At 57.4% G+C, this 26,548-nt stretch carries 29 protein-coding genes and 1 pseudogene; 4 read left to right on the forward strand and 26 right to left on the reverse strand.

Going from position 1 to position 26,548, the window contains the following annotated elements:
* The 13 genes from istA to AKU79_RS19545 all read right to left on the reverse strand — a co-directional run.
* Nucleotides 1-880, reverse strand: an 880-nt coding sequence (gene istA / locus AKU79_RS12855) for an IS21 family transposase (protein ID WP_050524041.1), incomplete at its 3' end; no start/stop codon positions are given.
* A 107-nt stretch (nucleotides 881-987) separates the two neighbouring features.
* Nucleotides 988-1,512 (reverse strand): TrbG/VirB9 family P-type conjugative transfer protein, encoded by a 525-nt coding sequence (locus AKU79_RS12860; RefSeq protein ID WP_050524003.1) that lies wholly within the window; start codon nucleotides 1,510-1,512, stop codon nucleotides 988-990.
* A 1-nt stretch (nucleotide 1,513) separates the two neighbouring features.
* The gene (locus tag AKU79_RS12865) at nucleotides 1,514-2,194 is read right to left on the reverse strand and encodes a virB8 family protein (RefSeq protein WP_050524004.1); all 681 of its coding nucleotides are present in this window, start codon (nucleotides 2,192-2,194) and stop codon (nucleotides 1,514-1,516) included.
* Nucleotides 2,195-2,239: 45 nt separating this feature from the next.
* The gene (locus AKU79_RS12870) at nucleotides 2,240-3,241 is read right to left on the reverse strand and encodes a type IV secretion system protein (protein WP_082224038.1); all 1,002 of its coding nucleotides are present in this window, start codon (nucleotides 3,239-3,241) and stop codon (nucleotides 2,240-2,242) included.
* The gene (locus tag AKU79_RS12875; RefSeq protein ID WP_156209732.1) at nucleotides 3,241-3,723 is read right to left on the reverse strand and encodes a hypothetical protein; all 483 of its coding nucleotides are present in this window, start codon (nucleotides 3,721-3,723) and stop codon (nucleotides 3,241-3,243) included. The genes AKU79_RS12870 and AKU79_RS12875 overlap by 1 nt, the downstream gene beginning before the upstream one ends.
* A 2-nt stretch (nucleotides 3,724-3,725) precedes the next feature.
* On the reverse strand, nucleotides 3,726-4,523 hold the full coding sequence (locus tag AKU79_RS12880; protein ID WP_050524007.1) for a type IV secretion system protein: 798 nt from the start codon (nucleotides 4,521-4,523) through the stop codon (nucleotides 3,726-3,728).
* Entirely contained in the window at nucleotides 4,520-5,614 is a 1,095-nt protein-coding gene (locus AKU79_RS19890) for a lytic transglycosylase domain-containing protein (protein WP_050524008.1), read from the reverse strand. Before AKU79_RS19890 ends, AKU79_RS12880 begins: the two co-directional genes overlap by 4 nt.
* A gap of 218 nt (nucleotides 5,615-5,832) precedes the next feature.
* A complete protein-coding gene (locus AKU79_RS19540) occupies nucleotides 5,833-6,396 on the reverse strand; it encodes a hypothetical protein (RefSeq protein WP_050524009.1) in 564 nt (187 codons plus the stop codon).
* Nucleotides 6,372-8,042, reverse strand: coding sequence for a VirB4 family type IV secretion/conjugal transfer ATPase (locus AKU79_RS12895; protein WP_197087324.1), 1,671 nt, complete (start codon nucleotides 8,040-8,042; stop codon nucleotides 6,372-6,374). Before AKU79_RS12895 ends, AKU79_RS19540 begins: the two co-directional genes overlap by 25 nt.
* A gap of 121 nt (nucleotides 8,043-8,163) precedes the next feature.
* Nucleotides 8,164-8,430 carry a VirB3 family type IV secretion system protein gene (locus AKU79_RS12900; protein ID WP_050524011.1) on the reverse strand — a complete coding sequence of 89 codons (267 nt, stop codon included), beginning with the start codon at nucleotides 8,428-8,430 and terminating at the stop codon, nucleotides 8,164-8,166.
* Nucleotides 8,431-8,445: 15 nt separating this feature from the next.
* Nucleotides 8,446-8,745: a TrbC/VirB2 family protein gene (locus AKU79_RS12905; RefSeq protein WP_050524012.1), complete on the reverse strand. Its 300-nt coding sequence runs from the start codon at nucleotides 8,743-8,745 to the stop codon at nucleotides 8,446-8,448.
* A 17-nt stretch (nucleotides 8,746-8,762) separates the two neighbouring features.
* Nucleotides 8,763-9,380, reverse strand: a complete 618-nt coding sequence (locus AKU79_RS12910) for a lytic transglycosylase domain-containing protein (RefSeq protein ID WP_197087326.1) — start codon at nucleotides 9,378-9,380, stop codon at nucleotides 8,763-8,765.
* Nucleotides 9,364-9,702, reverse strand: a complete 339-nt coding sequence (locus AKU79_RS19545; protein WP_050524014.1) for a hypothetical protein — start codon at nucleotides 9,700-9,702, stop codon at nucleotides 9,364-9,366. The genes AKU79_RS12910 and AKU79_RS19545 overlap by 17 nt, the downstream gene beginning before the upstream one ends.
* Nucleotides 9,703-9,919: 217 nt before the next feature.
* Here AKU79_RS19545 and AKU79_RS12920 point away from each other — a divergent pair, with 217 nt between their 5' ends.
* The 3 genes from AKU79_RS12920 (at nucleotide 9,920) to AKU79_RS12930 (ending at nucleotide 11,995) form a co-directional block, all read left to right on the forward strand.
* Nucleotides 9,920-10,285, forward strand: coding sequence for a hypothetical protein (locus AKU79_RS12920; protein ID WP_156209734.1), 366 nt, complete (start codon nucleotides 9,920-9,922; stop codon nucleotides 10,283-10,285).
* 12 nt (nucleotides 10,286-10,297) lie between these two features.
* A complete protein-coding gene (locus AKU79_RS12925) occupies nucleotides 10,298-10,936 on the forward strand; it encodes a hypothetical protein (RefSeq protein ID WP_231580174.1) in 639 nt (212 codons plus the stop codon).
* Between the two features lie 219 nt (nucleotides 10,937-11,155).
* Entirely contained in the window at nucleotides 11,156-11,995 is an 840-nt protein-coding gene (locus tag AKU79_RS12930) for a hypothetical protein (RefSeq protein ID WP_050524017.1), read from the forward strand.
* A 93-nt stretch (nucleotides 11,996-12,088) separates the two neighbouring features.
* Here the strand turns inward: AKU79_RS12930 and AKU79_RS12935 are convergent, their stop codons facing one another.
* The 13 genes and pseudogenes from AKU79_RS12935 to AKU79_RS12995 all read right to left on the reverse strand — a co-directional run bounded on the left by AKU79_RS12935 (nucleotide 12,089) and on the right by AKU79_RS12995 (nucleotide 26,025).
* Nucleotides 12,089-13,204, reverse strand: coding sequence for a Fic family protein (locus AKU79_RS12935; RefSeq protein ID WP_050524018.1), 1,116 nt, complete (start codon nucleotides 13,202-13,204; stop codon nucleotides 12,089-12,091).
* 668 nt (nucleotides 13,205-13,872) lie between these two features.
* Nucleotides 13,873-17,022, reverse strand: coding sequence for an efflux RND transporter permease subunit (locus AKU79_RS12940; protein WP_050524019.1), 3,150 nt, complete (start codon nucleotides 17,020-17,022; stop codon nucleotides 13,873-13,875).
* Entirely contained in the window at nucleotides 17,019-18,455 is a 1,437-nt protein-coding gene (locus AKU79_RS12945) for an efflux RND transporter periplasmic adaptor subunit (protein ID WP_050524020.1), read from the reverse strand. The genes AKU79_RS12940 and AKU79_RS12945 overlap by 4 nt, the downstream gene beginning before the upstream one ends.
* Nucleotides 18,452-18,838, reverse strand: coding sequence for a FixH family protein (locus tag AKU79_RS12950; protein WP_231580175.1), 387 nt, complete (start codon nucleotides 18,836-18,838; stop codon nucleotides 18,452-18,454). The genes AKU79_RS12945 and AKU79_RS12950 overlap by 4 nt, the downstream gene beginning before the upstream one ends.
* A 334-nt stretch (nucleotides 18,839-19,172) precedes the next feature.
* The gene (locus AKU79_RS19550; RefSeq protein WP_197087328.1) at nucleotides 19,173-19,361 is read right to left on the reverse strand and encodes a hypothetical protein; all 189 of its coding nucleotides are present in this window, start codon (nucleotides 19,359-19,361) and stop codon (nucleotides 19,173-19,175) included.
* A 48-nt stretch (nucleotides 19,362-19,409) separates the two neighbouring features.
* On the reverse strand, nucleotides 19,410-19,877 hold the full coding sequence (locus AKU79_RS12960) for a DUF411 domain-containing protein (RefSeq protein WP_050524023.1): 468 nt from the start codon (nucleotides 19,875-19,877) through the stop codon (nucleotides 19,410-19,412).
* Nucleotides 19,878-19,890: 13 nt separating this feature from the next.
* Entirely contained in the window at nucleotides 19,891-20,490 is a 600-nt protein-coding gene (locus AKU79_RS12965) for an SCO family protein (protein ID WP_050524024.1), read from the reverse strand.
* Nucleotides 20,472-20,942, reverse strand: coding sequence for a copper chaperone PCu(A)C (locus tag AKU79_RS12970; RefSeq protein ID WP_050524025.1), 471 nt, complete (start codon nucleotides 20,940-20,942; stop codon nucleotides 20,472-20,474). Before AKU79_RS12970 ends, AKU79_RS12965 begins: the two co-directional genes overlap by 19 nt.
* Nucleotides 20,943-20,945: 3 nt before the next feature.
* Nucleotides 20,946-21,535 (reverse strand): annotated as a pseudogene (locus AKU79_RS19770) (SCO family protein).
* Nucleotides 21,536-21,569: 34 nt separating this feature from the next.
* Nucleotides 21,570-22,232 (reverse strand): DsbA family protein, encoded by a 663-nt coding sequence (locus tag AKU79_RS12980; RefSeq protein ID WP_050524026.1) that lies wholly within the window; start codon nucleotides 22,230-22,232, stop codon nucleotides 21,570-21,572.
* On the reverse strand, nucleotides 22,229-22,666 hold the full coding sequence (locus tag AKU79_RS12985; RefSeq protein WP_050524027.1) for a disulfide bond formation protein B: 438 nt from the start codon (nucleotides 22,664-22,666) through the stop codon (nucleotides 22,229-22,231). The genes AKU79_RS12980 and AKU79_RS12985 overlap by 4 nt, the downstream gene beginning before the upstream one ends.
* Nucleotides 22,659-23,756, reverse strand: a complete 1,098-nt coding sequence (lspA, locus tag AKU79_RS19000; RefSeq protein ID WP_156209736.1) for a signal peptidase II — start codon at nucleotides 23,754-23,756, stop codon at nucleotides 22,659-22,661. Before lspA ends, AKU79_RS12985 begins: the two co-directional genes overlap by 8 nt.
* 1 nt (nucleotide 23,757) lies before the next feature.
* On the reverse strand, nucleotides 23,758-26,025 hold the full coding sequence (locus tag AKU79_RS12995; protein WP_050524028.1) for a heavy metal translocating P-type ATPase: 2,268 nt from the start codon (nucleotides 26,023-26,025) through the stop codon (nucleotides 23,758-23,760).
* Between the two features lie 85 nt (nucleotides 26,026-26,110).
* Here AKU79_RS12995 and AKU79_RS13000 point away from each other — a divergent pair, with 85 nt between their 5' ends.
* On the forward strand, nucleotides 26,111-26,548 hold the full coding sequence (locus tag AKU79_RS13000) for a MerR family transcriptional regulator (RefSeq protein WP_050524029.1): 438 nt from the start codon (nucleotides 26,111-26,113) through the stop codon (nucleotides 26,546-26,548).

Here is a 26,548-nt window from a genome sequence, read left to right on the forward strand (position 1 = left end):
CGTCAGCAATGCTGCCAGGCAGTGCGCCATGTGCCGTCTCCGCCCACAGCAGCTTGCAACGATCTTCCAGCCATTCATTCAGTGCAGCAAGGTCTGGGAAGACAGGAGCGAACTGCCATAGGCGATGTCGGGCATCACGCACGCTCTTCTCAACCTGACCCTTCTCCCAGCCCGCCGCCGGATTGCAGAACTCGGGATCGAAGACGTAGTGGCTGGTCATGGCCAGGAACCGCGCATTCACATCACGCTGTTTGCCGACGCCAACCCGGTCGACCGCGGTCTTCATGTTATCATAGATGCCACGCCCGGGGACGCCTTCGAAGACGCGGAATGCATGCCAGTGGGCATCAAACAGCATCTCATGCGTTTGCAACAGATAGGCCCGCACCAAAAATGCCCGGCTGTGCGACAGCTTGATATGCGCGACCTGCAGCTTGATACGCTCGCCGCCGACATAGGCCCAGTCCTCGCTCCAATCGAACTGGAAAGCCTCGCCCGGCGCGAACACCAGCGGCACGAAAGTCCCACGATCTGTCGTGTGATGCGCACGCTGCCGGTCACCCTTCCATTCCCGCACAAAGGCCGCAACACGTTCGTAGGAACCGTCATATCCAAGCTTTACAAGATCGGCATGCATCAGCTTCGCCGTTCGGCGTTCCTTGCGTGATTTGCGCTGATCAGTCGTCAGCCACGCAGTAAGATGCTTAGCATAAGGGTCCAGCTTGCTGGGGCGATCTGGCACCTGAAATGCAGGTTCAACAATCCCCTCCCGCAGATACTTCTTGATCGTGTTGCGAGATACGCCCGTCCGCCGCGCGATCTCGCGAATAGGCATCTTATCCCGCAGTGCCCATTTCCGAATTACCCTCAAAAATCCCATGTCTATCACTCCATGCGCCCCCAGCTGATTCAAGCCGGGGCAAGGTTACACATGGGTCAATTCTCAATGACAATTTCTGCTGGTGCCGGGTCAGTTCTCAATGACAATCAACACCCGTCATCCGAGATAGAGATCGGTGCAAAGGCTGGCAGCTTTTTGCGCTTTTTCATAACCTTATAGGCCATGGGTTGGAGGGGTGGGATTTCAGAGGCTGTCTGCTTGGCCCCACTTGCTCCCGGTACGGTGAATTTCACCGAATAGTTTGGATTGCCTCTGGCGCTTTCAGAGACCTGCAAGAAGTAGATGTTGCGCTGGGTCTCAACCGTGAGGTTGGTCGTAGCTCCTGCGACCACCGGCTTGATGATGAAAAGGTTTGGCCGCTCCAGCTTATCAATCTTGAAGCTTTCGAGATCACCGATGGCGATGGACTGGATTTTTTCGCCAGCCCCTAATTCGACAAGGGTCACAGCGCGAAGCCGTGTGGTGATCCGGTAGACTTGGCCTTCTTGATAATTGGCATAAGTCACCCGCGCATCGCGACTGCCGGATTTGGGGGCGGTTTCGGCAAAAGCGGGCAGGGCGGTGAGACTGGCCAGCAATCCCAAGGCAGCAATTGTCATGTGTGATGTCATCTTAGCCCTCTTGAGCTTGCAGGGTTTCGGCAGTGATGCGGTAATCGGTCACCAAGAACCCGGTCGGGTTTTGCCAAACGAGATCGAGTGCTGTTTGTTTGGAGGGCTCAAAACGATAGGTGACGGTGGCCGTGAACTTACCCTCACGGTCGGGAATGCCCTCGCCGTCAGAGACCCAGGTCTTGGTGAAGCGCACTTGTGCTGTGGTGTCGGTGACTGGCGTGATCGACAGGATATCAACGACAACTCGCCCACTCTGGCCGTAAAGCTTTGGCGGGTAGTTGGCGTTTCCTTCGGTCCAGAGGCTTACGAGGCCTTGGCGTGCATTGGCCGCAGACCAGGTGTATGCACGCAGGATGCGGGCTTCATTGTCGTGTTGATCATAGGTTTCGCGGTCGGTGACATAGGCAAAGAGCAGGCTTTGTCGGATGGCTTCAGCCTGTTCGATCCCGGCTTTTTCCACTGTGACAACCCGTTCGGCTACACCTGTGTCTTTGTCGACGATGGCCAGAAAGGCTTCGGTCTGTTTGAGAGGGAGCATCACGGTGACGGCAATCATGCCCATCAGCCCGATGGCAAGCCCACCGCCTGCGATTGCATAGGCGATGCGCTCGCGCTTTTTGACGCCAAAGAACATCTCGACCTCAATAAAGCTTCTCAATTCAGGGGACGAACCTGTCATAGTCTTGCTCCGGAAAATGGGGAAATACGCGGGTATCGGGCGGCGTTAGCTGTCGCGAAGAAACTGAGAGAAGCGTTGTCGTGTGGCGTGACCACGCTCGGCATCTGAACGGGCTTGATCGCGCAGATGATGGTGTTCGGTTTTGCCGCCATGCATCATCCCCGAGCGAAACTCGTTCATCCGCCGCGACGTATAATCGGAGGTTTTCTCAAGCGGCTTTCCTGCAATGCGCAACGCTTGCGGCGCAAAACCAGCCAGACTGATCTGCCCGGTGATGTGCGTGACGGCATTCGGGATGGCCATCAAGGCAAAGATGCCCACGAAAACGATAACAAAGAAACCGAGGATTGATCCTAGATCAGTGACATGTTTGGTTTCGCGAAAGACATCGTGTGCCACCGTGACAACGGCAACGATGACCCCGGCAGAGGCGACGGGATACATAAGGTATCCAATCATAGCCGAGAGCCAAGCCTCGAAGATGCCCTTGGTTTTGTCAAAGATTGTTGCGCCAATGGCGATGGGGGCAACGCCCAAAAGGAAGGCGATCATTAGCTTGGAGAAGCCTACGATGAAGACATAAACAGCCATCAGCACGCCCAGCACGACATAAAGGACTGCTGCAACAAATCCGCGCATGATGGACGACATGGCGGAAGAGACGCTGTCCACGTTCCCCGCCATCATATTCGCCATGTCATCCATTGCGGCCGTAGCAGAAGTTCCGACACCAGCACTTCCCAAGCGAAAATATTCGAGGGCCAATGCGCTCAACCCGTTGCTTAATGCATCATAGATTTGCACGAAGTTCAGCCAAGTCAGCCCGAACATCAACACCATCACAATCCGAAACGATAGTTGGACTGCGTCTCGCATAGCGATCCGGTAGACATTGAGTGCCATATTAATGCCAATAAGTACCAAGAGCAAACTGAGTAGACTTGTATAAATCGGTCCAATTGCTCCAGCAGTTGCCTCGAAATACTGCCGCCCCACTGAAGTTATGGCTGTATCCAAAGTCGCCAAAATGGTCGAGACGCTGTCCATCAAAAACTTCCGCCGCACATCATCTCAGCAATTTCGGTCAGGCGGTTAGCCTCTTCCGCGATGGCCTTCGTTTGTTGCCAACTTAGACGCTGAACGTTTTGTCCTTTGCGTATCGCAGTTGCGACGCTTTCAACGTCATCCCATGACCCTACTTTCCCTGCACAAGTACAATTCTGCGACATGATCACACTCCTTGCTTGTACAAAGCCGTAGATGTCCCGAAGAGCGCGGGCCTCCGGGCCTGATTGTGCTTGGTCATAGCCCTTCGGCCAGAAGGCCCGGCAGGTTCTAAATTCCTCATTCACGGCGCCCGGAAGGGGTTGAACATCGTCAGGTATTTCGACCTTCGGCAGCACGTTCAAGAAAACCTCTTCTTGTGCTTGGTTCGTTGGGGCAGGGGTTTGAGCCATGCTCGGCCCAACAAGAGCGACAAAAGATGCCGTCGCAAGGGTCATGATTAATGCGCGTTTAATTAGTGACATGATCATTTCTCTCCAAGGACTTTTATGAACTTTTGCTCTTCGGCGGCTGTAGCGGCGTCCATGACGCCGGCCTCGCCCATGCCCATCAATTGGGCGGATTCCATATTCCAGATATTGGCGAGGGCGATGGAAAGTTCCGCAGTTACGCGGGTGTTCAGATCAATGGCCTCTTTCATCCCTTCGGTGTCGGGAATTGCCTGAACGAGATCATTTACCCGTCCTAGGCTTTCGGACGCCTTGACCGAGGAGGTTTCAGCGGCGACGGAGAGAAATGCGGCGGTATTGGCCTGTGTGCCGATCCGGGCAGCCCCTGGGTTTTCACTTTTGGCAAGCGTGTCGACGGTTTTCACATCAAGGCCAACGGAGGTGAAAAACTCAGAAACATAGGTTTCAGCAGGCTTGCCCCCGACGTTGCCAGAAGTGGTCATGCCGGAATAACTGCCATCCTTCGCGGCCAAGAGCCCGCCCGTCAGGTCATTCACATCAGGCAAGATATCATCGAAAAACGTCTTGGGATCCGGAATGCCGAGGGCTTCCAGCGTCAGTCCTTCCTTCAACGCCTTCAATTGCTGTTCCAAAAGTAGGATCTGCTGGATCTGCTTCAAAATCTGATCATCGAGTTTCAAATTGGATGCTATCTGCTCTTTTACCTGCAGCTTGGCTTCCGTCAGAACCTGTCCGATCTTGGCGATGCTGGTCAGATCGATGGTCGGCACGCCTTGTGCCTGCGCAGTCGCAGGCATCATAAGTGCGGCCGAGATGAGAAGGGGGCGCAGACCCCGGATGCGTTTGAGGATCATTCGGAACCTGCCCTTACTTTGATAAATGTTGCGTCCTCGGCATAGGCCTGCAGCCAGAGCGCGTAGCGCGCTTGATCGACGCGTCCCCGGGCTGCCTTGACCCGGTTGACCATCAGCGCAATCCGCACGGCTTCAGCCCGTGCATAGCTGTTAAGATCAAGAGCTTCTTTGGCGGATTTGGTGGTCGGAATGCGCTCGATGATGCTGCGCAAGCGCTTTAGCGATGTCTCAATCTCAAGACTGGCCTGCATGCCATAATGCAAACCTGCGTCCGAGATATTGCTGGCCTCAGATATCGCCATGTCTCGCGGATCAAACGTGCCAACTTGATCAATCCCACTGATCCGACCCGCATAAGCGTTAAAGAAGCTCGTGATCCGAACCACGTAACCTTGGGTTTCCTTATAGGGCGGGACGCCGCCGTATTTGATCACAGCACCGGGCCCAGCGTTATATGCGGCCAAAGCAAGAGGGACGGAACCAAATCGATTGAGTTGCGCCAGAAAATACCGCGCCCCGCCATCAAGCTGCAGCATTGGATCATCATAGTAGGCAGGGTAGATGCCCAGATCTTTTGCAGTTCCCGGCATAACTTGCGTCAACCCAAACGCTCCAACAGGGCTGCGCGCGCCAATGGAAAACCCAGATTCCTGCTTCACCAGACTCTGAAACCAGATGCGGAACTCGACCGCGCTTAAGCCGGCCCGCGCAAGACCGGGATGTCCCGCATATTTGCGAGCCGTGGCTATAATCATTTCCTCAACGCTGGTCTTGGCATCACCAAAAAGCCGCGCGGCATAGGGATTGTTGTCGTCAACTGCATAGAGGACCTTCGCCTCTGCACCGGGAAGTGTTTCCAGATTGCCGATCCACGGCGTCTTGCCGGTCATCATCGCCAATGTGGCGTCCAGAGCATCAAGCTGATCTTGATGCAGCGCATCGATCCGACGCTTTTTGTCGGCTTCAAGTTCGCGCGCGCCGGTCAGCGTTGTCATCTGCGCGATCTCGAGACTGTGCTGAATGATTGATTTCCCGTCTGCAATCGGGACGCCTTGCGCCGCCGCTGCCAGAGGCAGTGACGCTGTGGCCATCAACAGACCGCAAAGAGAGTATGAAAACCTAGCGGCAGGGTGAGGCATAAGTGTCCGTTGCCAAGTTCGAGCCAGTACCCATTGTCGAGACGACTGTATTTGAGCCTGCAGTACTCCAGCAATTGGTTTTTGTAATTGGGACTTCAGCGCAAGCAGACAGGGTCAGAACGCTGAATCCTATAATAGTAATTATGTAATATATTGATTTCATTAGATAATCATTCCTTCCAGAATTTGGGTCGCGCTGCATAGTCGGTGCCAAAGGCATTCAACCCAGCCTGACCACCGCCGAGGGCAGTCAAAAGCGGCCCCAAGGCTTTGAGATCAACATTCAGAACAGTGGAGCTGCGCGGATTGCGTGACAGCACCATGCGTTGGCCGGGGATTGGGCTCAGGACAAAATCCAATTCGCCATCGGTCAGGCGGAACCCGTCATAGTCTGAGACCGCCGCCTCGCCATTGGGAAAGAGCAATTGGTTTGGCAGCGCTTCCAGGATTGAGCGGGCCTTAGAGCCGCGGATTTGGCTCGGGAACTGGGTCATCATCACCACGACGACGTTCTTTTTGCGCGCCGTCACCAACCATTCGGCAAGCTTCTTTGCGAAATATTCGTCATCCAGAACCTTCCAAGCCTCATCGATCAAGATCAGTGTCGGGCGCTTTTCCTCGATCAGCATCTCAATGCGGCGGAAGAGATAGCCAAGGATTGCTGTGCGCTCGGTGCCGAGGTCAAGTATTTCTGTGAGATCCACAGCCGTCACATCATGGCTGGTAAAATCCACCACCGGTTCGTCGGCCTCGCCAAAGACCCAGCCATAGCGACCCTCCGGCCCCCATTCGCGCAAGCGCTGCGCCAGATCAAGCCCGTCGCCGACATCACCAAAGAGCTCTTGAAACGCGCGGAAATTCCGCAACCCAACGCGCGCTTTTCCATTCTGGGTGATGGCGGACTTGAGGGCCTCGGACTGCAGGGGTGACAGTGGTCCACTGCGCTGCTCCAAAAGTGCGACCAGCCAGTCCAGAACCAAGCTTCGCCACGCTCGCCGGATTCAGTGGCAAGCGGGTTTAACCCCGTCGGACGCCCGGCGCGGATTTCGGCGTAGTGGCCGCCAAGGGCAGCGACAGCCATCTTCAGCCCCGCTTCCTTATCAAAGATGATGGTTCGGCCGCCTGCCCTTTGGGCTTGCGCAGCCAAGAAGGCCACCGTCGTGGATTTACCGCCGCCGGATTTGCCCAAGACGAGGGTGTGGCCGTTCGTAGGTTCGGCTTTTGGGTCGCCGGGCTCGTGGAAACTGAACCGATGCAGCGAGCCTTGCAGCGTCTGAAACAGCGTGATCGGTGTGCCCCACGGCAGACGCGCAGGCTCTGTCCCGGTGTCAGCTGCATGCAGGGCTGCCATATCGGCGAAATTGATCGATGATACGGTCATGTCGCGCGCGCGATACGCCATATTGCCGGGATGCATGGAAAAAAGACCCGCTTCGAGCGCTGTCGTCTCTCGCACCAGCCGCATGCCATTCTGATGCGCGATGCCCCGGATGCGCGCGACGTCTGTATCTAGAGCGGTTTGGCCCTCTGCAAAAATGGTAATGGTCATCTGATGCAGACCAAAACCCAACTCGCCGCTTTCAGCCTTGTCGGCGGCCTCGAAGAGCTGCGCTTCGACCGTTGCGGCGATGTCTTCGGCGGCGCGCATCTGTGCGACGCGGCGCTTGACGCGCTCGGTGATGCTGCCGCGCTCAATTGGCGTGAAGCTGTGGGTGATGATGGTGTCACGGCTCGCGCCGAGCGCATCAAGCATGCCGGGCCAAGTCGAGGTGGCATAGGATTTGACATAGAGGACCGCGCCAACGCGCGGCGTGTCAGTTCCCTCTTCCACGGTGAACTGCGCGTTTTCAAAGCGGATCGCGGCCCCGGCGGCATCTTCCGCGATGAGGCCATAGGGGCAGCGTGGCACAAGGCGAAGCTCGCCCGTGAGAAGGGACGCATAAAACCCGATGAGGCTGCCGTCACTGATTTTGAGTCGGTGGCTTTTTACGCCAAGCCCGGTCTCCAAGATCGAGACCACTTCGCGCAGTTCCTCAAGCCGCCGATCGGTATCCTCGCCCCAGATCTTTGCTGCGGTCTTCCCAAACAGTGGCACGGCAAGCGGTGCGGTTCGCTGCCGCACCACGGTTAGGATCAGCACTGACTCTTGCAGGTTGCGGCGGCCGAGATCTTTTTCCCAGGCTTTGTCGATATCCGCGGCAAAGCTTTGGCCATGGATTGGCTTTAGTCCCGTTTCGGCCGGACGCATCATGCGGTGCAGGTAGAAGGTGAACCGCTCATCCAGCGTGTCCAAGAGATGCGCCAAGCCTGCGCGCAAAGCCGTGACTGCGGACGCTCCCGTGGTCACACCATCGATGCCAGTGATTTCCAGCGAGATCATCAGTGCATTGTCCCGTGTGCGCACGGTCTCATCATCAATCTCGATGACATAGGGCAAATGGGCATAGAGTTTTGGGTCCGCCGGGATCATTGCCCGCGCCCTGCCCCGCACCCCGTACCGCTCAAGAAACATGACGCCGCCCTTTGCGCAAAATGGCGAGGGGCGTGACTTGCATCATCACGGCAAAGACATGGTGCCCGTTCGGATTGACCCGTGTCGCGATACGAGCCAACGCGTACCAGACCGGAGCCGTCAGAAACCACCAGATCACTTTGAACAGAATGAAAGGAAGTACGGTTATGGCCCCCACGGCCATGGCGTAGGGCATCGGAAGCCCCAAGAACTTCGCCTGCCGTGAGAGGCCGAGGATGACCGCGCTTTTTTCCATGTCCCCTCCCCGGTCTTAGCTAAAGGACGTGCGCAGGTTTGCGACAATGGCGGGGCCTGCAAAAACCAGGAAGGCGCCAACCACGACAAGTGCCACCCAAGCCCAGGAAATGCGGTTGAACGCCGCGAGAAACCCGGTGACGACAAAGGCAATGCCAAAGAAGGCAGTCGCGAGCGTGCCCCTGAATGAGGCCAGAATGCCGGTGGCCACGGTTTCGGCTTTGGTAAAGACGACCTGCGCGAAGGCGGGTTCGGCATGGGTGAGAACGACAAGCGTGGCCGCCAGGGCCAGCGTCAAAGCTGGAAAAAGTTGCATGAGGATTTCCTTGGGGTCTAGAGGTCTGCGAGGATGCGGTCATAAGCTGCCATCACGCGTGTGATGTGATTGCGGGTCTCAGTATAGGGCGGCACACCGCCATATTTGCGCACGGCCTGTGGCCCGGCATTATAGGCGGCGAGAGCCAGCGTGAGGCTGTCAAAACTGTCCATTTGCTCGAGCAAATAGCGGGCACCACCATCGAGGTTTTCCAGCGGGTCAGATGCATTGACGCGTAAATACTTGGCGGTGTCTGGCATGAGTTGCGCAAGGCCTTGCGCCCCGACTCGGCTAACCGCACGTTGGGTGTAATTGCTCTCGACCTTGATCATCGCTTGAAAAAACGCCGCCCATTGCTTTGGGCTGAGATCCAATCGCGCAAGCGCCGGGTGATCTTGATACCGTGTTGCGATCAATCGGATCGACGGCAAGACGGCCGTCGGTGCCGCAACGCTCCGAGAGCCGAGCGCGGCAGTGGCGCCAAGACCACCCGCCTTCTCGTCTCGGGATCTTTCCACTGGTTTTTTCTTGGCCGGAACAATCAGATGCCCCTGCCCGTCATAGCGCAGAACTACGGCGTCATAGGAGGCGAGCTGCACATCGCCCCCCTGCCCTGCTTTATTCCAGCGGATCACGTCCGCCTGGGCGGCTCCGCATACCGGTGCGGACATCGCCAGCGATAAAAGGCACGTCGAGATGATCGAGATTGAGTTTGCCGAACGCCAGCCCGAAGAGGCCGATTGACGAATTGACGATCCGCTCTCTGGCAAGGGCAGTGACCAGCATAAAACGCTCGCCACTCGCATTGACGACGTAAAACAGCCATTCGCCCGAGAAGCGTTCATCGGGGTTTGGCGCAGTGACACACTCGATCTCAACTGTCGCTCCGTCCTTGGCGGCCAGGCTGCGGAAATCCCGCTCCAGTAAAACTGGTATTGCACGCCGTTTCATAGTCATGGGGTCCCCTCGGATGGTTCTGTTGGGGTCGTTGTAACGCAGATTTCTCCGTGCAGCGATGCCTAACAGAATTTATGTTGCATTCAATACAAAAATGACAAACACACCAATTTAAGTTGAAGTGAAGATCGCCGATCCAGTCGTTCTTGATTGGAAACCGCGCCTTCAATGTTGCCATGCGAGGCGGTGGACCTGTTTCAAAGATGTGCTGGAATTTATGAGTAGCCAAGAAAATGTGGGTTTTGAGACGACAGTGTTTATGGGTTCACGCGCGTTGAGGCCCAGATTTTCGCGCATCCGCGCTGCATTAGGGATTGCTGGCACTTGCCTTGGTTTGGCGAGCCGTGCGGCCTTCGCACAACCTGAAGTGATTCGCTGCCTTGCCCCTGCGGTGCCTATCACGGCTTTGCCGGATGCTGTTCTTGCCGAATACCGCGCAGAAATCAGCGCCGAGTTCGAGGCCTATTTCTCAGCGGTGAGCGACTACATCGCCTGCCATGACGGTGAGCGTGCCCGTGTTCTGGCCGAGGCGAATGCGGCCACGGCCTCTTACGCTACGTTTCTTCAAACCCCCTCAAACTGAAAAGGACAATTCGTGAAGCCGCTTCTCCCTGCCCTATTGCTAAGCCTTGGATTTTCTACTGCCGCTGTGCAGCCCGCCGCCGCTTACCCAGTCGATTGCGCCATTCTCTTGTGTTTGGCGGGCGGGTGGCCCGGCTCCGCCGAATGTACCCATGCGCGTGCGGTCTTTATCCGCCGCATTACACCTTGGCCTATAGAGCCGCCGCTCCAAATTTGGAATTGCCCGATGCGGGTGCGTTTTCCAAAACCGACAGATTTGGAACGGCTATTTGATATTCGCGGTAATGCGCCAAAGCCAGAATGGTCCTGGCTACCCCCAACCAGAGAGGGTCCTGTGCAGCGCGTTGTCAATCAGGCCGATGTCGACATCTCTGATCCCGCCTTTGATTTTGTTCGCTCCATCAGGGTTTTTGAAATCACCTATCAGATGGATCAAAGCGACGGCAGCAGTTGCACCACTTGGTCGAGTGTCTTCGAGGGCAGTTACAATGCTCAGGGGGGATACAGCCGCAGGCCCAGCACGCCGTCCTCTGTTCCACCGGCCTCAGCGTTTCGCGAGCCCCAAGAATGCGGCCGTTATTCCTACCGATCCGTCTTTGTCGAATGGCGGGATTACCAAGGCAGCTACGGCTCAGAGGAGGTTCACTACTAGGCGCTGCGCCCAGCAAGTCCAAAGCCATTTCAGAGCGCGAGTCGATCTCACCCCCAGAAACCAAAACGACGCCAGACCATAGGTCCGACGCCGGTTCAGAAATGCTTTGCACTGCTTTTCTAACCGAGCATTCAGGCCCGTTCAATTCCCAGAACTGTTTGGGGAACAAAAATATTTTGCCCAATGGTTCGGCGTCATTCCCAAAAAAGGATGACAACAATGGAACTCACAACCGGCGCAATCCTTCGCCGCATCACTGAGACCGATCTTTCGGTCTCCGCCCACAAGCTTGCCACGATCATTCTAGACGGCATTGCTTGGAAAGATGGCTACAATGGCCTGCCGCGCGGAACGGCGGCCTTTACGCTGGCATCACTGGCTGAGCGCATGGGGATTTCGCGTCAGTACCTGTCCAATTTGCTCGGTGAGCTTGCCGCCTCTGGGCTTCGCTTGGAACGGCGCAAACCGCACGGCAAATATGCGCCGTGGCTGTTTCGGTTTGGCGAGAGAATACAAAGCAGATCACAGGACGTGGTGTCATCAGGCGGCGACACATCACTCTTTAGAGAAAACTCTCACAAAACTATATTTGCAGGAAAGATAGATATCGGGGAAACGCAAAGTGTATTTCTGACCCGTTGGGTCGGGCTGATCAAGGCAGCTAAAACCGCCCTGCCCTGCTGGAATGTTGATACGCAGGTGATATGGGATCGGTTCATTGCGTTCAATCGTCAGCGCGGAAATGTGAGCGTACCAGCGGGGTACTTGTTGGGGTTTATGCGGCGGTGGCGGAACGCACCAAAGGCTGTGCAGCAAGAGGTGACGGTGCCGGAGAAGGGCGTTCCGGTTGACCCGGTACAGGCTGAGCTTGCGGCGTTGATTGGGGCAGCGCCGGTTAGAAATCGGCAGTTTCACGAGGCGGATCTGAGGCAGGCGATTGGGCAAGCAGCATATGACACCCGCGTCCACGAAGTCGTAAGGCGTTTCGGCTGCCCGAGGTTCACCGCAACCCTTGCTGTGCATGGGCGAGCGGTCATGGCCGGGGAAATTTTGCGGTGATGTTTGATAGAGCTCGTATCAAACCTTTTGCGCATCTTCCTTTGAGATGGATCATCTTGCCAATTTTGGCACGTCAGTGCCAACTGCGGGGTTCTACATTGGAGCCCCTCTTGCGCAAAGCCAGTAGCGCGTATGCCGCCGTTCACCGGTTCGTCTGAGCGCACCCTTCTCGACGAGGTCCTGCAGGTCCCGTGTTGCAGTCGCGCGAGAGGTGCCTGTGATCTTGAGGTAACTCTCGGCGCTGAGCCCGCCTTTGAACCCATCAGGACCTTCACGGAACATCCGTGCGATCGCTTTTTCCTGGCGATCGTTCAACTGATCGCGATGCCGGTCGTAAAACTGCGCCTTGCTGATGAAAAACCCGACACGGTCGAGCGTGACCTGTTGGGCCTTCAGGACGATCTCGGCGAACCAGACGAGCCACTCTGTCACGTCCAGCGTCTTTTGATGGAACTCAAGCTGGTCGTAATATGCCTTGCGTTCTTTCTCGATGGTGAAGGCAAGCGCTATCAGGCTCGGTTGGCCAATGTTCTGCGCCAGTGACTTTTCAGCCAGGGCGCGGCCCAACCGGCCATTGCCATCCTCGAAAGGATGGATACTTTCAAAGTACAGGTGGCTGAGCCCCGCGCGTGTCAGGCCTCGGAGCGGTATTGCGCCGCCGGGTCCGGTCTTGTTGAACCATCCAACGTAGCGCTCCATTTCGGGCATGACTTGAACGGAGGGAGGCGCTTCAAAATGGATTGTCGGCCGGTCAATGCGGCCTGAGACGATTTGCATTGCCTCGGAGTGCTGCCGGTACTCGCCAATGCTCTCCAACCGGCGATCATGGGACAGAAGCATGTGGTGCCAGCGAAACAGGGTCTCGTGGTCGAGCGGATCCGCAAAACCCGAATAGAGGTCCACCATCATTTCAGCCACGCCCTGCTCACGCGGTTTGGTCGGGTAGCTGTCGGGGTCCAGTCCCATCTGGCGGCGTAAAGACGACTGTACGCTCAATCGATCGAGGATTTCGCCCTCAATGGCACTGGTTTGCATCGCTTCGTCGCTCAGAAGTTCGATGCGCAGTTGCTCGCGATCAGGTTGGCTGACATGATGAACTGCACCGACGATCTCGCCGGAGGACAGCAGAAATTTCTGCTCGAACGTCTCCAGAACGGAGGCGTCATACCGGAAATCCGGCCAATCAGGTAATGTCCAGTTCCAGGGCATGAGTTATAAGCATCCTTTCTATAACTCACATATAGACCATTTTTGATGCATAGAAGTCAATGCTATCGCTCAGTTGCGGCGTGTGGCGCGCTCCCTGCCAAGGTCGAAACCGGCTTCGGCGTTAGACGTTCTCAAGTGACAGCAGTTTGCTGCGCTCGCTGCGTAATTGTCGAAAAACTGGACGCTCTCAAGCTACCCCGAGGTTTACGACGTAACCTTCTGCAGCGCCAATATCGAGCGACGCCAGCTTTGCTGGTAAGCCGCAAATAGTTTTCTTGGTGCGGGCCACACCCAGATCACTGACTATGTTTCCATGGAGCGTACGCGACAGAACATCAACTCGCCTAAGCTCGCGCTCGCTCATCATGACCCATCCCATGTGTATCCTCCAACGCGCCGAGATGGCGACACAGGGAGGGTGACACTTTAACTTTGCTCACAGGGGACATTCTAACTTTGCGCCGACAAAGCCCAACCCTATAATAAAGGTTATGTAATATATTGATTTTATTTGATAATCGTTCCTTCCATAAATTTGGCCGTGAAGCATAATCGGCCCCGAAGGCATTCAGCCCGGCCTGACCGCCGCCAAGGGTCGCCAAAAGTGACCGCAAGGCTTTGAGATTGACGTTGAAAACTGTGGAACTGCGCGGGTTACGCGACAGCACCTACCGGGCAGTCTGCTCAAACGGAAAATCTGATGCCGCGCTCGTTCTTTTCAGACCCCAGCCTTTGATGATGCCATAGACGGCGGGAATGACGATCAGAGTAAGCAAGGTTGACGATACCATTCCGCCGATCATCGGCACGGCGATGCGTTGCATGATTTCCGATCCTGTGCCATGCGCCCAGAGGATCGGCATCAGGCCCGCCATTATCGCGACCACAGTCATCATTTTGGGCCGTACACGGTCCACCGCACCGACCATGATTGCCGCGTAGAGCTCGTCGCGGGTCAAATCGCGGCCTTTGCACCGTTCGCGTGCCTCGGTCAGTGCCTGATCGAGGTATATCAACATAATCACCCCGGTCTCTGCCGCCACGCCAGCCAGCGCGATAAAGCCTACTGCCACCGCAACCGACATATTGAAGCCCATGAACCACATCAGCCAGATGCCTCCGACCAGTGCAAAGGGCAATGACAGCATGACGATCAGGGTTTCCGTCAGGCGGCGGAAGTTGAGGAAGAGGAGCAAAAAGATCAGCGCCAGCGTCAGCGGCACCACAATGGCAAGCCGTTCTTTGGCGCGTTCGAGGTATTCGAACTGCCCGCTCCAGCCCAGCGAATAGCCTTGCGGCAAGGTTACAGATGCGGCCACAGCCGCCTGCGCTTCTTCAACAAAGCCGCCCAAATCACGGCCCGCAATATCAACGAAGATATAGACCGCCAACTGTCCGTTTTCGGTGCGGATCGAGGTGGCCCCACGTGTGCGCTCAATTTTTGCCACATCGCCCAAGGGAATGGTGCCGCCGCCAGGCAGCGCCACTTGAACCTCGCGCCCGATCGCTTCCGGGTCTGACCGCAGGGCCGCCGGATAGCGGACGGCGACATCATACCGCTCGCGCCCCTCGACCGTTTGGGTGATCGCTTGGGCCCCGAGTGCCATGCCGATCACGTCTTGTACATCCTGCACAGACAAGCCGTATCGACCAAGAGCGGCGCGGTCAGGGGTGATATCAAGATAGTAACCGCCGATCACCCGTTCGGCATAGGCGCTGGTTGTGCCGGGAACCGTGCGCAACACAGCCTCGACCTCACGCGCGACCTTTTCCATCTCGGTCAGGCTGGTGCCATAGACCTTGATGCCCACAGGGGTGCGGATACCGGTGGACAGCATGTCGATGCGCGCGCGGATTGGCATGGTCCACGCATTCGACACGCCGGGAAATTGCAGTGCCGCGTCCATTTCTTGCCGCAGGCTTTCGGTGGTGACACCGGGGCGCCATTCGGCCTCGGGGCGCAGTTGAATGATAGTTTCGAACATTTCTGTCGGTGCGGGGTCGGTGGCAGTCAAAGCGCGGCCTGCCTTGCCGAACACCGTCAATACTTCGGGGAAGGTCTTGATGATACGGTCTTGCGTCTGCATCAATTCGGCAGCTTTTGTGACCGATAGCCCCGGCAGGGTGGTCGGCATATACATCAGCGTGCCCTCATTGAGCACCGGCATGAATTCGGACCCTAGCTGGCGCGCAGGCCAGATGGTGGCGACAAGTGCCGCGAGGGCCACGATAATCGTTAGGCTTTTAGCCTTCAGAACGGCTTGAATCACTGGACGGTAAATCGCGATCAAGGCCCGGTTTACAGGGTTTTTGTGTTCCGGGATGATCCGGCCCCGCACGAACACCACCATCAACGCTGGCACCAGCGTTACCGACAGGAACGCCGCTGCAGCCATAGCAAACGTCTTGGTATAGGCAAGCGGGCCGAACATGCGGCCTTCTTGCCCTTCCAGCGAAAAGATTGGCAAGAACGACACGGTGATGATCAAAAGGCTGAAGAAAAGCGCAGGACCGACTTCGGTAGCCGCCTCGACCAACACCTCGGTGCGGGGCTTGTCAGGGGCGGCGCGTTCCAAGTGTTTATGCGCGTTTTCGATCATCACGATGGCCGCATCGATCATCGCACCGATGGCAATGGCGATGCCGCCAAGGCTCATTATGTTCGCGCCAATCCCAAGGAATTTCATCGCAGTGAAGGCCATCAGCAACCCAACCGGCAGCATGATGATCGCCACCAAGGCAGAGCGAAAATGAAGCAAAAACACGATGGTCACGAACGCGACGACTAGGCTCTCTTCCAGTAGCGTCGTCTTTAGCGTCTCGATGGCTGACAGGATCAAATTTGAACGGTCATAGACCGGTACGATCTCTACCCCTTCGGGCAGGCTTTGGGCGACCACGTCCAACTCGGCCTTGGCGTTCTCGATCACATCCAGCGCATTGGCCCCGACCCGTTGCAACACGATGCCACTTGCCACCTCGCCCTCGCCGTTCAACTCGGCGATGCCGCGGCGTTCATTCGGAACGATTTCGATTCGCGCCACGTCTTTTAGGCTGATAGGCACGCCGCCGATGCTGCGCAGGGTGATGTTGCCAATATCTTCGGTTCCCGAAAGATAACCGCGGCCCCGCACCATGAATTCGAATTCGGCCAGCTCTACCGTGCGCCCACCGGTATCCATATTGCTTTCAGAAATAGCCGTGCCGATGTCGGACAACGTAATTCCTTGCGCCCGCATCCGCACGGGATCGACTGTCACCGAGTATTGCTTAACGAAACCACCAACGCTCGCAACCTCGGAAACGCCTTCGGCCCGACTTACGCCAAAGCGCACGACCCAATCTTGCAAGGATCGCAATTCTGCCAGTGACAAGTTTTCGCCTGTGATTGCATATTGGTAGACCCAGCCCACACCCGTGGCATCGGGGCCAAGAGCGGGCGTTACCCCGTCAGGCAGGCGGGCCGCAGCGGCGTTGAGGTATTCCAAAACGCGGGATCGTGCCCAATAGGGGTCAACGCCGTCCTCGAAAATGATGTAAACGAACGAGATACCAAAGAATGAAAACCCCCGCACCACGCGTGATCGTGGCACCGTCAGCATGGCCGAGGTCAGCGGATAGGTCACCTGATCTTCGACCACTTGCGGGGCCTGACCCGGATAGTTGGTCAGCACGATCACCTGCACATCCGACAGATCGGGGATGGCGTCGATTGGCAACGTGCGCAGCGACCAAACCCCGGCCGCGACAATCAAGGCGGTGGCAAAGAACACGAGCACCAGATTGCGGGCCGACCATGTGATGATACGCGCGATCATTTGACTGCTTCCGGTGTTGCCAGCGTCGCGAGTGCGGCGTTCAGGTTGCTTTCCGCGTCGATCAGGAATGTCGCCGTTGTGACGATGCGGTCACCTTCATTGATGCCTTCGCGGATTTCTACCATTCCGGCACCTTGCCGTCCCAAGACCACATCTTGCGGTGCAAACTTGCCCTCGCCCAGATCGCGGATAACGACTTGGCGGTCGCCGGTATCAATGACCGCTGATTGTGGGACTTGTACCACCGGCCCATCGTCGCCCGTAGCAAGCGTGACATCGGCAAACATGTTGACCAGCAAGCGCCCGTCAGGGTTGGCAAGGTCAATGCGAACACGGGCTGTGCGTGTCTGCATGTCCACCTGCGGATAGATCTCGTCTATGACCCCGGAAAAGGTTTCGCCGGGCAGACCAGTGAAAGCGATTGTCGCCATGTTTCCGCGCCGAAGCCCTTTCAAGGCGCTTTCCGGTACATCGGCCATGACCCACATCACCGACGTGTCAGCGATGCGGAACAACGCCTCGCCCGCGGATGACATCATGCCGTCGACCGCCATCCGGTCCAGCACGACACCAGAACGCGGTGCCAACAGCGCGATGTTCACCGGCGCGCGCCTGTCAGTTGCAATTTGGTCGATAACCGCCGCAGGAACACCCAGATTTGCCAATCTTTGGCGGCTACCTTCGGCGCGCCCACCGTCATTGCGCAGATCCGAGACATAGAGCGCCGCTGCAGCAGCTATTTCGGGTGAATACAGCATCGCCAACGGCGCGCCAGCCACGACCATTGATCCGGTCGTCACATCCTCGACCGTCTCAATAAACGCATCAGCGCGCAATGAGATGACACTGACCCGACGATCGTCCAACACCACTATTCCCGGCGCGCGGATCGTCATAGCCATCGGCTCCAACACCGCGAGTGCTGTGCGCACGCCGGTCCGTTGCAACTTACCCGGCGATACGGTCACTGAACCCGCATCACTTGCCTCGTCAGCAAAGACGGGAAGATAATCCATTCCCATCGAATCGAGCTTTGGCACCGGAGAGGTATCTGGCAGGCCCATTGGGTGACGATAATAAAGTATCTTGCGCGGCGCGCCGTCGGCCGCGGCAAGAGGAGCTGCGGCCGGATCGAATGACACATCTTCGCTTGCCAGCACGGGCAAGAACGCGCGACCATCGACGGCGTTTTTCGGCACGGCCGACCACTCGGCCAAGCCGTCGGGATGGCGGTAATAGATGATGGGGCCAGCCGCTTCTTTGGCCGTGGCTGGCATCGCTTCCGCGTCCAGTCCGGTCCATATCACAAACTGCACCTGTGCCGCATCCGTTAGCATCGCAGGCGTCCAACCTTTGCCCCCGGCTGCAAGGCCCATCCATCCGGTTATGCCGCCGACGAAACCAAGCATAACCAGCTTTCCAAACACGCTCATGGCAACACCTCGATCACAATCTGCGCCTGCACCGTCTCCGCCTCGCCCTGCACTTTTGCCGCAACTGAAAAGCGCCAGTTGCCGTCCATCGTCAGATCGGTGGAAAAGCGGTAGTGGCCGGGTTTTTCGGTGGGCAATGCCACTATGGGCGTCGTCATAGTCTCCATGCCGTCCGGTTCCATATCCATCCGCGTCGCAAAAAGGATGGCCCCGTCGACTGGCGTGTTGGTGCGGGTGTCGATCAGGGCCACATCCAGAATTGCTCCGTTGCCGAACGGATATGTGGTTTGCGCAAGGACAAGGGAATAATAAGACGCGGCCGCCTGCGCCATCGGCACAGAAAATTGGGCCGCAACCACAAGGGCCGCAAGAAAGCGGGGCAATAAATGGAGCATGACAGACCTGTAAATTTGGACAAAGGGGGCGCCGAAACTTGGAGTGTATCCCCGAAAGGAACCTACCCCAGATCAACGTGCAGCTTTGGGGTGCGCGAAGCACCCCAACTTTCATGCCTTCGGTGGTCTTCTCAGGCCGTTGTCCATGTACTGAAGACTATCCGTTAGCCCAACAGTCAAAAAGACCGCAATCTTCGAAGTTGGAAAAAACTCCAAGACGGCCAGTTTCTTGCTTTGAACCGATGACACCGCACGGCATTGCATCGTGGACACGCACGCGGCATCACATTCCGGCAAATCTGGGCAATCACTTGGGCAGCAATCATCCTGCATGGTTATCATGACCGCTGCACTTGCGGTTGAAACATGACTCAGGCTGGTCTGCACCAAAAAAGCGCCGACCAGCAATCCAACTAGAAAAAGGCGCATCTTTATCCACACCAAATTGATATGAAGTAAATGTAGAACGACGACAATACACAATTCGGTGAGCTTTTGTGCCGAATTTCATGATGGTGGCAGCACCCACAAGGCCATTTCAAGAACGCATGGCGTTCGTTCACGCAGCCTCATAGTGCGAGAAGACTTCGGTCGTGCCGTCGCGCCGGATCAGGAACACATCATAGGCCTCGCGCGCGTTTTCAGGCCCCATCCCCGGTGAGCCGTAGGGCATGCCCGGAACGGCTAGGCCGATAGCATCGGGGCGCTCGACCAGAAGGCGCCTTATATCGGATGGTGGCACATGGCCTTCCAGCATATACTGATCAATCCGGCCAGTATGGCATGAGATCATGTCCTGCGGGATACCATTGTCGGATTTATACTGCATCAGCAAGGTTCCAAGACTGTCCTCGGTGGTAACCGCAAAACCTTCGGTCTGCAGAACATCGACCCAAGCCGAACAGCATCCGCAGTTTCGATCCTTGACGACATGAATGGCAGGATCTGCTGCAAGGGCCGGCCGGGCGATGGCTGAAGCTCCGGCGATCAACATCAGGTGGCGGCGTGTTAAGGTGGCAAAAGACATGGTGAGCTTCTCCTCAGGCAAGAATGCGGCGTAGTTTTGGAACAGCGAAACGCCGATCCTCGTGGAAGTCAATGATGCTGGCAAATCGCCCGTTGGCATAGAACAGGAAAACGCCCGCAGTGTGGTTAATGGTGTAGTCGCCGTCCACGGTAGGCATTTTATCAAAGCTGATGCGAAAATCAGCGGCCGCGCAGGCTGTCTCGCCCATACTGCCGGTAAGGCCAATGATACGCGGGTCGAAATTAGATATGTAATCCGCCAGCACATCCGGTGTGTCACGCTCCGGGTCGACTGTGATCAGGGCAACCGTCAGCCTGTCGGCGTCTGAGCCAAGCGCTTCCAACCAGTCAGCGATATCAAGCAGCGTGGTTGGGCAAACGTCGGGGCAATAGGTAAAGCCAAAAAACACCATGGCAGGGCGTCCCCGCAAATCTGCAGGTGTGACCTCCTGCCCGACGTGATTGGTCAGACGCCAGTCCATTGATGTCAGCGGCAATGGTAATAGCGGGTTAGGAACGGCGCGGTTGCGCGTCTTCCACGCCCCCAGCCCCAGCATGAACGCCGAAGCTCCGGCCACTCCGGCAAGGGACAGGATTATTTGGCGTCGTCGCACGCAGCCTCCTGTGCCCGCATCGACAAAATATCAACACTGACGTCAAGCGCACCTGCCTTCTCGAAGGTTAGAGTGATAGGAAATTTTTCGCCTTCGACCAGCGGTGCGGTCAGGCCCATGAGCATCCCGTGAAATCCTCCCGGCGACAGAGCCACAGTTTGGCCTGCTGGAACGGGAATTGATGCAGCATGGGGCATCGCGGCGACACCATCTGTGACAGTGGTTTCATGCAGCATCGGCATGCTGGCCGCCGGTGTCGTGAGGCCAAGCAGGGCGTCATCCATCGCGCCGCTGTTGGTGATCTCCAGATACAAAACCGCCGGGCGCCCCGTTCCGATAGAGGCACGGGACCAAGCCTGTTGGACGCTGATATCGCCGCTCGTAAAGGTTTCACAGGCTTGCGCCATTGGGGCCGCCAACAAAAATGCCATTGCAGGAAGGAGATTTTTCATGTGTCAGAACCTCGATTTCAGATCGGAAAGAATGGCATCGGCAGGGGTGCCATAGTCGAATTGGCGCAACCAATCACCCTTCGGGCCGATAAGGTAAAGGGCTGCACTATGCGACATGGTGTAGCCATCGGTAGCATCTGGCGCGTCCTCGCGCTCAAAGAATGTCTTGAAACTCTCCGCTGCTGCCCGCGTGGCCTCTGCATCACCCGTTAGCCCCAGAATGGCGGGGTGAAAAGCCTGGGTGAAGGCGTCGATGCCCAGCTTGCGGTCACGCTCAGGATCGATCGAAATAAAGATGGGTTGCACCTTTGCTGCGGCATCGCCCAAATCATCCATACTTGCGCCACCTCAGACAGGGTGGTCGGGCAGACATCAGGGCAATTGGTGAAGCCAAAAAACACGAGTTGGAACTTGCCCGCGAATTCGTCTGTTGTGCGAAGCTGGCCTGCGCTATCGGCCAGAGAAAATGCAGGCCGAAACGTGGCTTCTTGGGTTTGCGCGTTCATTTGGGGCCGCAGCACCAAGGCACCGTAGGCTAGGGCCGCAAGCAAGGCCATGATCCAAAGTCCGATCTGAATATGTCGAAGCCTCATAGACGGTAGTCTCCATTAGCGTTTGTGATTGCAATCAGCCTGCTTGTTCCACAGCCAGCCGAATGTCGGCAACCAGAGTGTCGGCACTGAAGCTTTCCAAGCGCTTGCCGTTCAGAAAAAATGTTGGCGTCTGGCGGATGTTCAACGTTTCGACATCGGCGGCGTCCTGGTTCAGCACAGCGGTGGTGCCGGGAAACAGCATGTCGTCCTCGGCGCGGGTAAGATCAAGGCCAGCAGCCCCGGCGATTTCCCAAGCCACGTCAAGCTGGGGCGCTCCGTGAACGGCCCAGCCTGGCTGCTCTTCTAGCAAAGCGTCCAAAACAGGCTCGAACAGATCCTGACGCCGCGCGGCTTCCAGCATCCGCACTACCTCATCTGACCCTTCGTGAAACACGGTGTAGCGCAACACAATTCGCAGCTGCGTCGGGAATTCTTTGCGCAACTGCTGCAACACGGGGTGATAGGCGCGGCACGCCTCACAGGAAGGGTCGAAAAACTCGACCAGCGTCACAGGGGCATCGAACGGGCCAAGGATGGGCGAATAGGGTCGAATCAGAACAGCGTCATCGGAAATAGGGGCTGTTTCTGCGGCAAGGGCGGCGTCACGCTGACGCTGGCGGGTGACGTAAAACGCGCCGCCACCAAAGGCTATTACGCCCAAAGCGGTCGAGCCGAGAACAAAAGCGCGGCGATTCATGTGCGGGATCCTTTTAGTAAGCTGAGATTGGCCAGGATGGCCGCAAAAGCGATGGTTGATAGATAGGGCAAGGGTATTCCAAGGACCACCTGTGCCTGATCTGTGCAGGACGGGCCTGATGCGGTGCAAGGGGCGATGGCAGCAGGGATCAACCCTGCATACAGCCCGCTGTGCCAAAGTGCCAATGCGAGCCCCGCCAGTGCGAGGGGCAGCGCGTATATCCGCACGCCTGTATCCCCGCGCAATGTGGCTATCCCCAAAAGCGGCACCAAAGGAAACATGGCGATGCGCTGATACCAACATAGAGTGCAAGGCATCTGGCCCAGCACCTCACCGATGAACAGCGCGGCCAGGGTGGCGACAAGGGCAATCCCGAAAGCTACCGCCAGCGCCCCTTCCAAACGGAAAGTTGTAAGGAATCCGTTTTCACGCATTGGCATTCTCCTGCTCAGGTGCCTTACGCAGCATTGCCAAAATCAATGCTACCGCCCCAAGGCTGATCGCCACATCGGCCATATTGAAAGTCGGCCAATGCCACGTCCGCCAATAGACGTCGAGAAAATCTGTCACCATGCCTTGCCGCCCCCGATCAATAATGTTTCCGAGCGATCCACCGACGACCAGCGCCAGCCCCAGCCGCTCCCATCGATTGTTCGCCCGCAATGCCATGATCCCTATGATCAATGTCAATCCACCCGTCAGGGCAACCATGGCCCAAGGCCTGCCTGACATCACCCCAGACAACATGCCGAAACTTGCACCTTCATTGAAACCGAGTGCGAGATTAAAGCTGGGCGAAACAGGATAGACATCCCCTTGCGTCAACCACACAAGCGCCATGAGCTTTGTGATCTGATCAAAAGCGACCACGCAAACCAGAACAAGACCCATCGCAAGACGCGTTTCTGGAAATTCCATTTTCAATCCGATCCAGCGCGGAACATCCTTGCAATATGCTAGGTAGGGCTGCCCAAGCGTGCGGGCCAAAGCAGCTTCCTCTGATCGGATTTGCAGGCTGGCCGAGGTCAGGAATATCACGACAGCCGCCGCGGTCGGCAGCGCTGGGATCGCCAGTGCCACACCGGCCAACAGCATAGCTTGCCCCAAGAAAGTCGGATTGCGGCTGATGCGAAACAACCCGGCCTGAACCAGAGCTCCGGTATCAACCTCAGGAACCCCGACCCGCCAAGAGGTGCCCATCGACTTTTGCGCCAGAACGGCGACCATCGCACCAACTGCTGCGACGCATATACCAATGATCCCAAGGCCGGGAAACGCGCCTTCGGTCCAAAGCGGGTCAGCCTTGTGCAGCGCCGGAACTGCCAGCCAAAGCATTGATCCAAAGCCTGCCACCACAAAGGATGAGCGAAACCCAAGCGCGGCGACTCGGTCGCTGCCCTTGGCCTTGCCAAACAGCCAGACCGATCGTCCTATTGCACGCGAGGCCATCGCATTGCCCCAGACGAACAGAGCAAGATATGTCGCCAAAATGGCAAGAACGACCCACCCAAACAGTGATATCACGTCATCCCTCCCGCTCAGGGTCAAAGCGCAGCAGGCGCAGCGCGTTCAGGGTAACCAGCACGGTGGCACCGGTATCAGCCAGAATGGCGATCCACAGCCCCGTAATCCCCAACACCGAGGTCACAAGGAACACCGCTTTCAGTCCCAGTGCGAGCGTCACGTTCTGGCGGATATTGGCCATAGCCCCCCGCGCCAACCGGATCTGCGCAGGCACATCCGTCACCCGGTCGCGAAGAATGGCGGCATCGGCGGTTTCCAGCGCCACATCGGTGCCCGACCCCATCGCTACGCCAACCGACGCCTGTTTCAGCGCCGGCGCGTCATTGATGCCGTCACCAATCATCATCACATGACCGGTCTCACTCATCTTCTTGATCGCCGCCAGCTTGTCCTCGGGCATCATTTCCGCCTGAAACTCTATGCCGAGGCCGCCCGCAATAGCTGCTGCGGTGCGTGGGTTGTCGCCTGTCAGAACCACTGGGGTGATCCCCATGGCGCGCAACTGGCGCACCGCATCGGCGGCATCGCTGCGCGGTTCGTCCCGCAGCGCAAACAGGGCAAGGGGTTCGCGGGCACGGTAAAGCACGGCAACGGTCTTGCCTTCTTCCTCCAGCGCTGTCGCGCGCCGCAACCCAATACCGTCCAGACCGCCTTGTTCCATTGCATATTTGGGGTTGGTAACCCATGCGGACGCGCCGTCGATCACTGCCTCAACCCCTTTACCCAGGATCGCGCGGGCGTCTTTCGCCGCCAATACAGGCGCATTTGCGTCCTTGGCCTTGCCGGAGATTGCCATGGCGAGCGGATGGTTTGATCCGGCCTCAACCGCTGCCGCAAGTGATAACACGGCGCTTTCCTCCAACGCCCCCAACGGAACCACATCCGTCACAACCGGGCGACCATGCGTCAGAGTGCCGGTCTTATCAAAGGCCACATGGGTGGTCTTGGCGGCGGCCTCGATCACGGCCCCGCCTTTCATCAACAGCCCCTTGCGCGCACCTGCAGACATGGCCGAGGCAATGGACGCAGGCACCGAAATCACCAGCGCACAAGGGCAACCGATCAGCAAAAGTGCGAGGCCGCGATAAACCCATGTGTCCCACGACTGCCCGAACATAAGGGGGGGCACGAGGATAACCAGCAGCGCTACGCCTACGATTGCAGGCATATACCAACGGCTGAACCGATCGATGAACCGTTCTGTCGGCGCGCGGGCCTCTTCAGCCTCCTCCACCAATTGGATAATGCGGGAAATTGTGTTGTCTTGCGCGGCTTTGGTCACAGTCACCCGCAAGGCGGCCTCGGTATTGATCGAGCCTGCAAAGACCGCATCGCCTGGCCCCTTGGTGCGCGGCACGCTTTCGCCCGTTACCGGGCTTTCATCGATGCCACTTGTGCCCGATGCAATCTCACCATCCGCTGGGATGCGATCACCGGGACGCACCAGCACGATCTGGCCCACAGTCAGGGTATCCGCGGGAATTTCACGGGTGGCGCCATTTTCCTCCAGCAGCGCCGTTTTGGGCACGAGATTGGCCAAGGCACGAATGCCGTCACGCGCTTTGTTTGCCGCAACGCCTTCCAGCACCTCGCCCACCGCAAACAAAAAGACTACCAACGCCGCCTCTTCCGCCGCGTTGATGAACAGCGCGCCAATGGCGGCAATGGTCATCAGGCTTTCGATGGTAAAAGGTTGGCCGACGCGCAGCGCGGCAAAGGCCCGTTTGGCCACGGGTGCTACTCCGATCAGGCAGGCAACAAAGAACGCCCAATAGCCGATTTCAGACGAAGTCAAAAGTTCGATGGCCCAGGCGACCACCAAAAGAATACCGGTCACGATGACCAGTTGGCCCTTGGAGGTCTGATACCAACGCTTGCCCCTGTCGGCGGGGTCGTCATGCACATGGCCTGCACTGCCGTGGCCCGCATCGGGGCTGGATTTGGCCTCATGGTCATGGCCGTCGTGATCGGAATGATCCTGCGCACCTGCCTGCTCGGGCATCACAAACCCCTTCCGCGCGGTGGCCTCGCCCTTTGGCGCAATACCGTAGCCAAGCGATTTGACTGTCGCCTCAATCCGCCCACGGGGGGTTTGCGCCTCATCCAGTGTCAACCGCAGGCGTTCCGTCATCAGTGCCACACTGATATCAGAAACCCCCGGCAGCCGCCCCACCGCATCCTTGATTTTATTGGCACAGGATCCGCAGTCCATGCCCGAAACGGTCCATTCGCAACTGCTGTCGGTTTGTTCAACGGGTGGCGTGGTCATATCTATCTCCGGTCTGGTCAAGGCATTGCTCTTATTGATTCCCATCTTTAATGTCTCTAGCAACTAGAGGTTCAAGAGGTTTTTTATGCTGACCATCGGAAAGTTGAGCAAGACTGCCGGCGTCAAAGTGCCGACGATCCGCTATTATGAAGAAATCGGTCTGCTGCCCGAAGCGGAACGAAGCGCCGGAAATCAGCGCCTTTATGGCTCGGCCACAATGGACCGGCTGACTTTCATCCGCCATGCCCGCGAGCTGGGCTTCACGCTGGAGGCCATCCGCGACCTGCTCAGCCTGTCCGATACCCCCGATCAATCCTGTGCGGCGGCGGATCAGCTAGCAAAGGCACAACTTGTCGCCGTGCGGGATCGCCTTGCCCGCTTGCGGGCGCTGGAAGTAGAACTGGAACGTATGATCGCTCAATGCGCCCACGGCACCATCGCCGATTGCCGCGTGATTGAGGTGCTGGGGAACCATGATCTATGCGGCCATGCGCATAACGCGTCGGATCACCCATCCCTATAA

The sequence above is a fragment of the Pseudorhodobacter wandonensis genome (assembly GCF_001202035.1).
Taxonomy (GTDB): domain Bacteria; phylum Pseudomonadota; class Alphaproteobacteria; order Rhodobacterales; family Rhodobacteraceae; genus Pseudorhodobacter; species Pseudorhodobacter wandonensis.

Excerpts from the sequence above, each read along its gene's own strand:
- AKU79_RS12860 (WP_050524003.1), bottom strand. The coding sequence starts at position 1,512 with ATGACATCACACATGACAATTGCTGCCTTGGGATTGCTGGCCAGTCTC.
- AKU79_RS12865 (WP_050524004.1), bottom strand. The coding sequence starts at position 2,194 with ATGACAGGTTCGTCCCCTGAATTGAGAAGCTTTATTGAGGTCGAGATG.
- AKU79_RS12870 (WP_082224038.1), bottom strand. The coding sequence starts at position 3,241 with ATGGACAGCGTCTCGACCATTTTGGCGACTTTGGATACAGCCATAACT.
- AKU79_RS12875 (WP_156209732.1), bottom strand. The coding sequence starts at position 3,723 with ATGTCACTAATTAAACGCGCATTAATCATGACCCTTGCGACGGCATCT.
- AKU79_RS12880 (WP_050524007.1), bottom strand. The coding sequence starts at position 4,523 with ATGATCCTCAAACGCATCCGGGGTCTGCGCCCCCTTCTCATCTCGGCC.
- AKU79_RS19890 (WP_050524008.1), bottom strand. The coding sequence starts at position 5,614 with ATGGCCACAGCGTCACTGCCTCTGGCAGCGGCGGCGCAAGGCGTCCCG.
- AKU79_RS12895 (WP_197087324.1), bottom strand. The coding sequence starts at position 8,042 with ATGATCTCGCTGGAAATCACTGGCATCGATGGTGTGACCACGGGAGCG.
- AKU79_RS12900 (WP_050524011.1), bottom strand. The coding sequence starts at position 8,430 with ATGGAAAAAAGCGCGGTCATCCTCGGCCTCTCACGGCAGGCGAAGTTC.
- AKU79_RS12905 (WP_050524012.1), bottom strand. The coding sequence starts at position 8,745 with ATGCAACTTTTTCCAGCTTTGACGCTGGCCCTGGCGGCCACGCTTGTC.
- AKU79_RS19545 (WP_050524014.1), bottom strand. The coding sequence starts at position 9,702 with ATGACTATGAAACGGCGTGCAATACCAGTTTTACTGGAGCGGGATTTC.
- AKU79_RS12920 (WP_156209734.1), top strand. The coding sequence starts at position 9,920 with ATGAGTAGCCAAGAAAATGTGGGTTTTGAGACGACAGTGTTTATGGGT.
- AKU79_RS12930 (WP_050524017.1), top strand. The coding sequence starts at position 11,156 with ATGGAACTCACAACCGGCGCAATCCTTCGCCGCATCACTGAGACCGAT.
- AKU79_RS12935 (WP_050524018.1), bottom strand. The coding sequence starts at position 13,204 with ATGCCCTGGAACTGGACATTACCTGATTGGCCGGATTTCCGGTATGAC.
- AKU79_RS12940 (WP_050524019.1), bottom strand. The coding sequence starts at position 17,022 with ATGATCGCGCGTATCATCACATGGTCGGCCCGCAATCTGGTGCTCGTG.
- AKU79_RS12945 (WP_050524020.1), bottom strand. The coding sequence starts at position 18,455 with ATGAGCGTGTTTGGAAAGCTGGTTATGCTTGGTTTCGTCGGCGGCATA.
- AKU79_RS19550 (WP_197087328.1), bottom strand. The coding sequence starts at position 19,361 with ATGAAATTCGGCACAAAAGCTCACCGAATTGTGTATTGTCGTCGTTCT.
- AKU79_RS12960 (WP_050524023.1), bottom strand. The coding sequence starts at position 19,877 with ATGTCTTTTGCCACCTTAACACGCCGCCACCTGATGTTGATCGCCGGA.
- AKU79_RS12970 (WP_050524025.1), bottom strand. The coding sequence starts at position 20,942 with ATGAAAAATCTCCTTCCTGCAATGGCATTTTTGTTGGCGGCCCCAATG.
- AKU79_RS12980 (WP_050524026.1), bottom strand. The coding sequence starts at position 22,232 with ATGAATCGCCGCGCTTTTGTTCTCGGCTCGACCGCTTTGGGCGTAATA.
- AKU79_RS12985 (WP_050524027.1), bottom strand. The coding sequence starts at position 22,666 with ATGCGTGAAAACGGATTCCTTACAACTTTCCGTTTGGAAGGGGCGCTG.
- AKU79_RS12995 (WP_050524028.1), bottom strand. The coding sequence starts at position 26,025 with ATGACCACGCCACCCGTTGAACAAACCGACAGCAGTTGCGAATGGACC.
- AKU79_RS13000 (WP_050524029.1), top strand. The coding sequence starts at position 26,111 with ATGCTGACCATCGGAAAGTTGAGCAAGACTGCCGGCGTCAAAGTGCCG.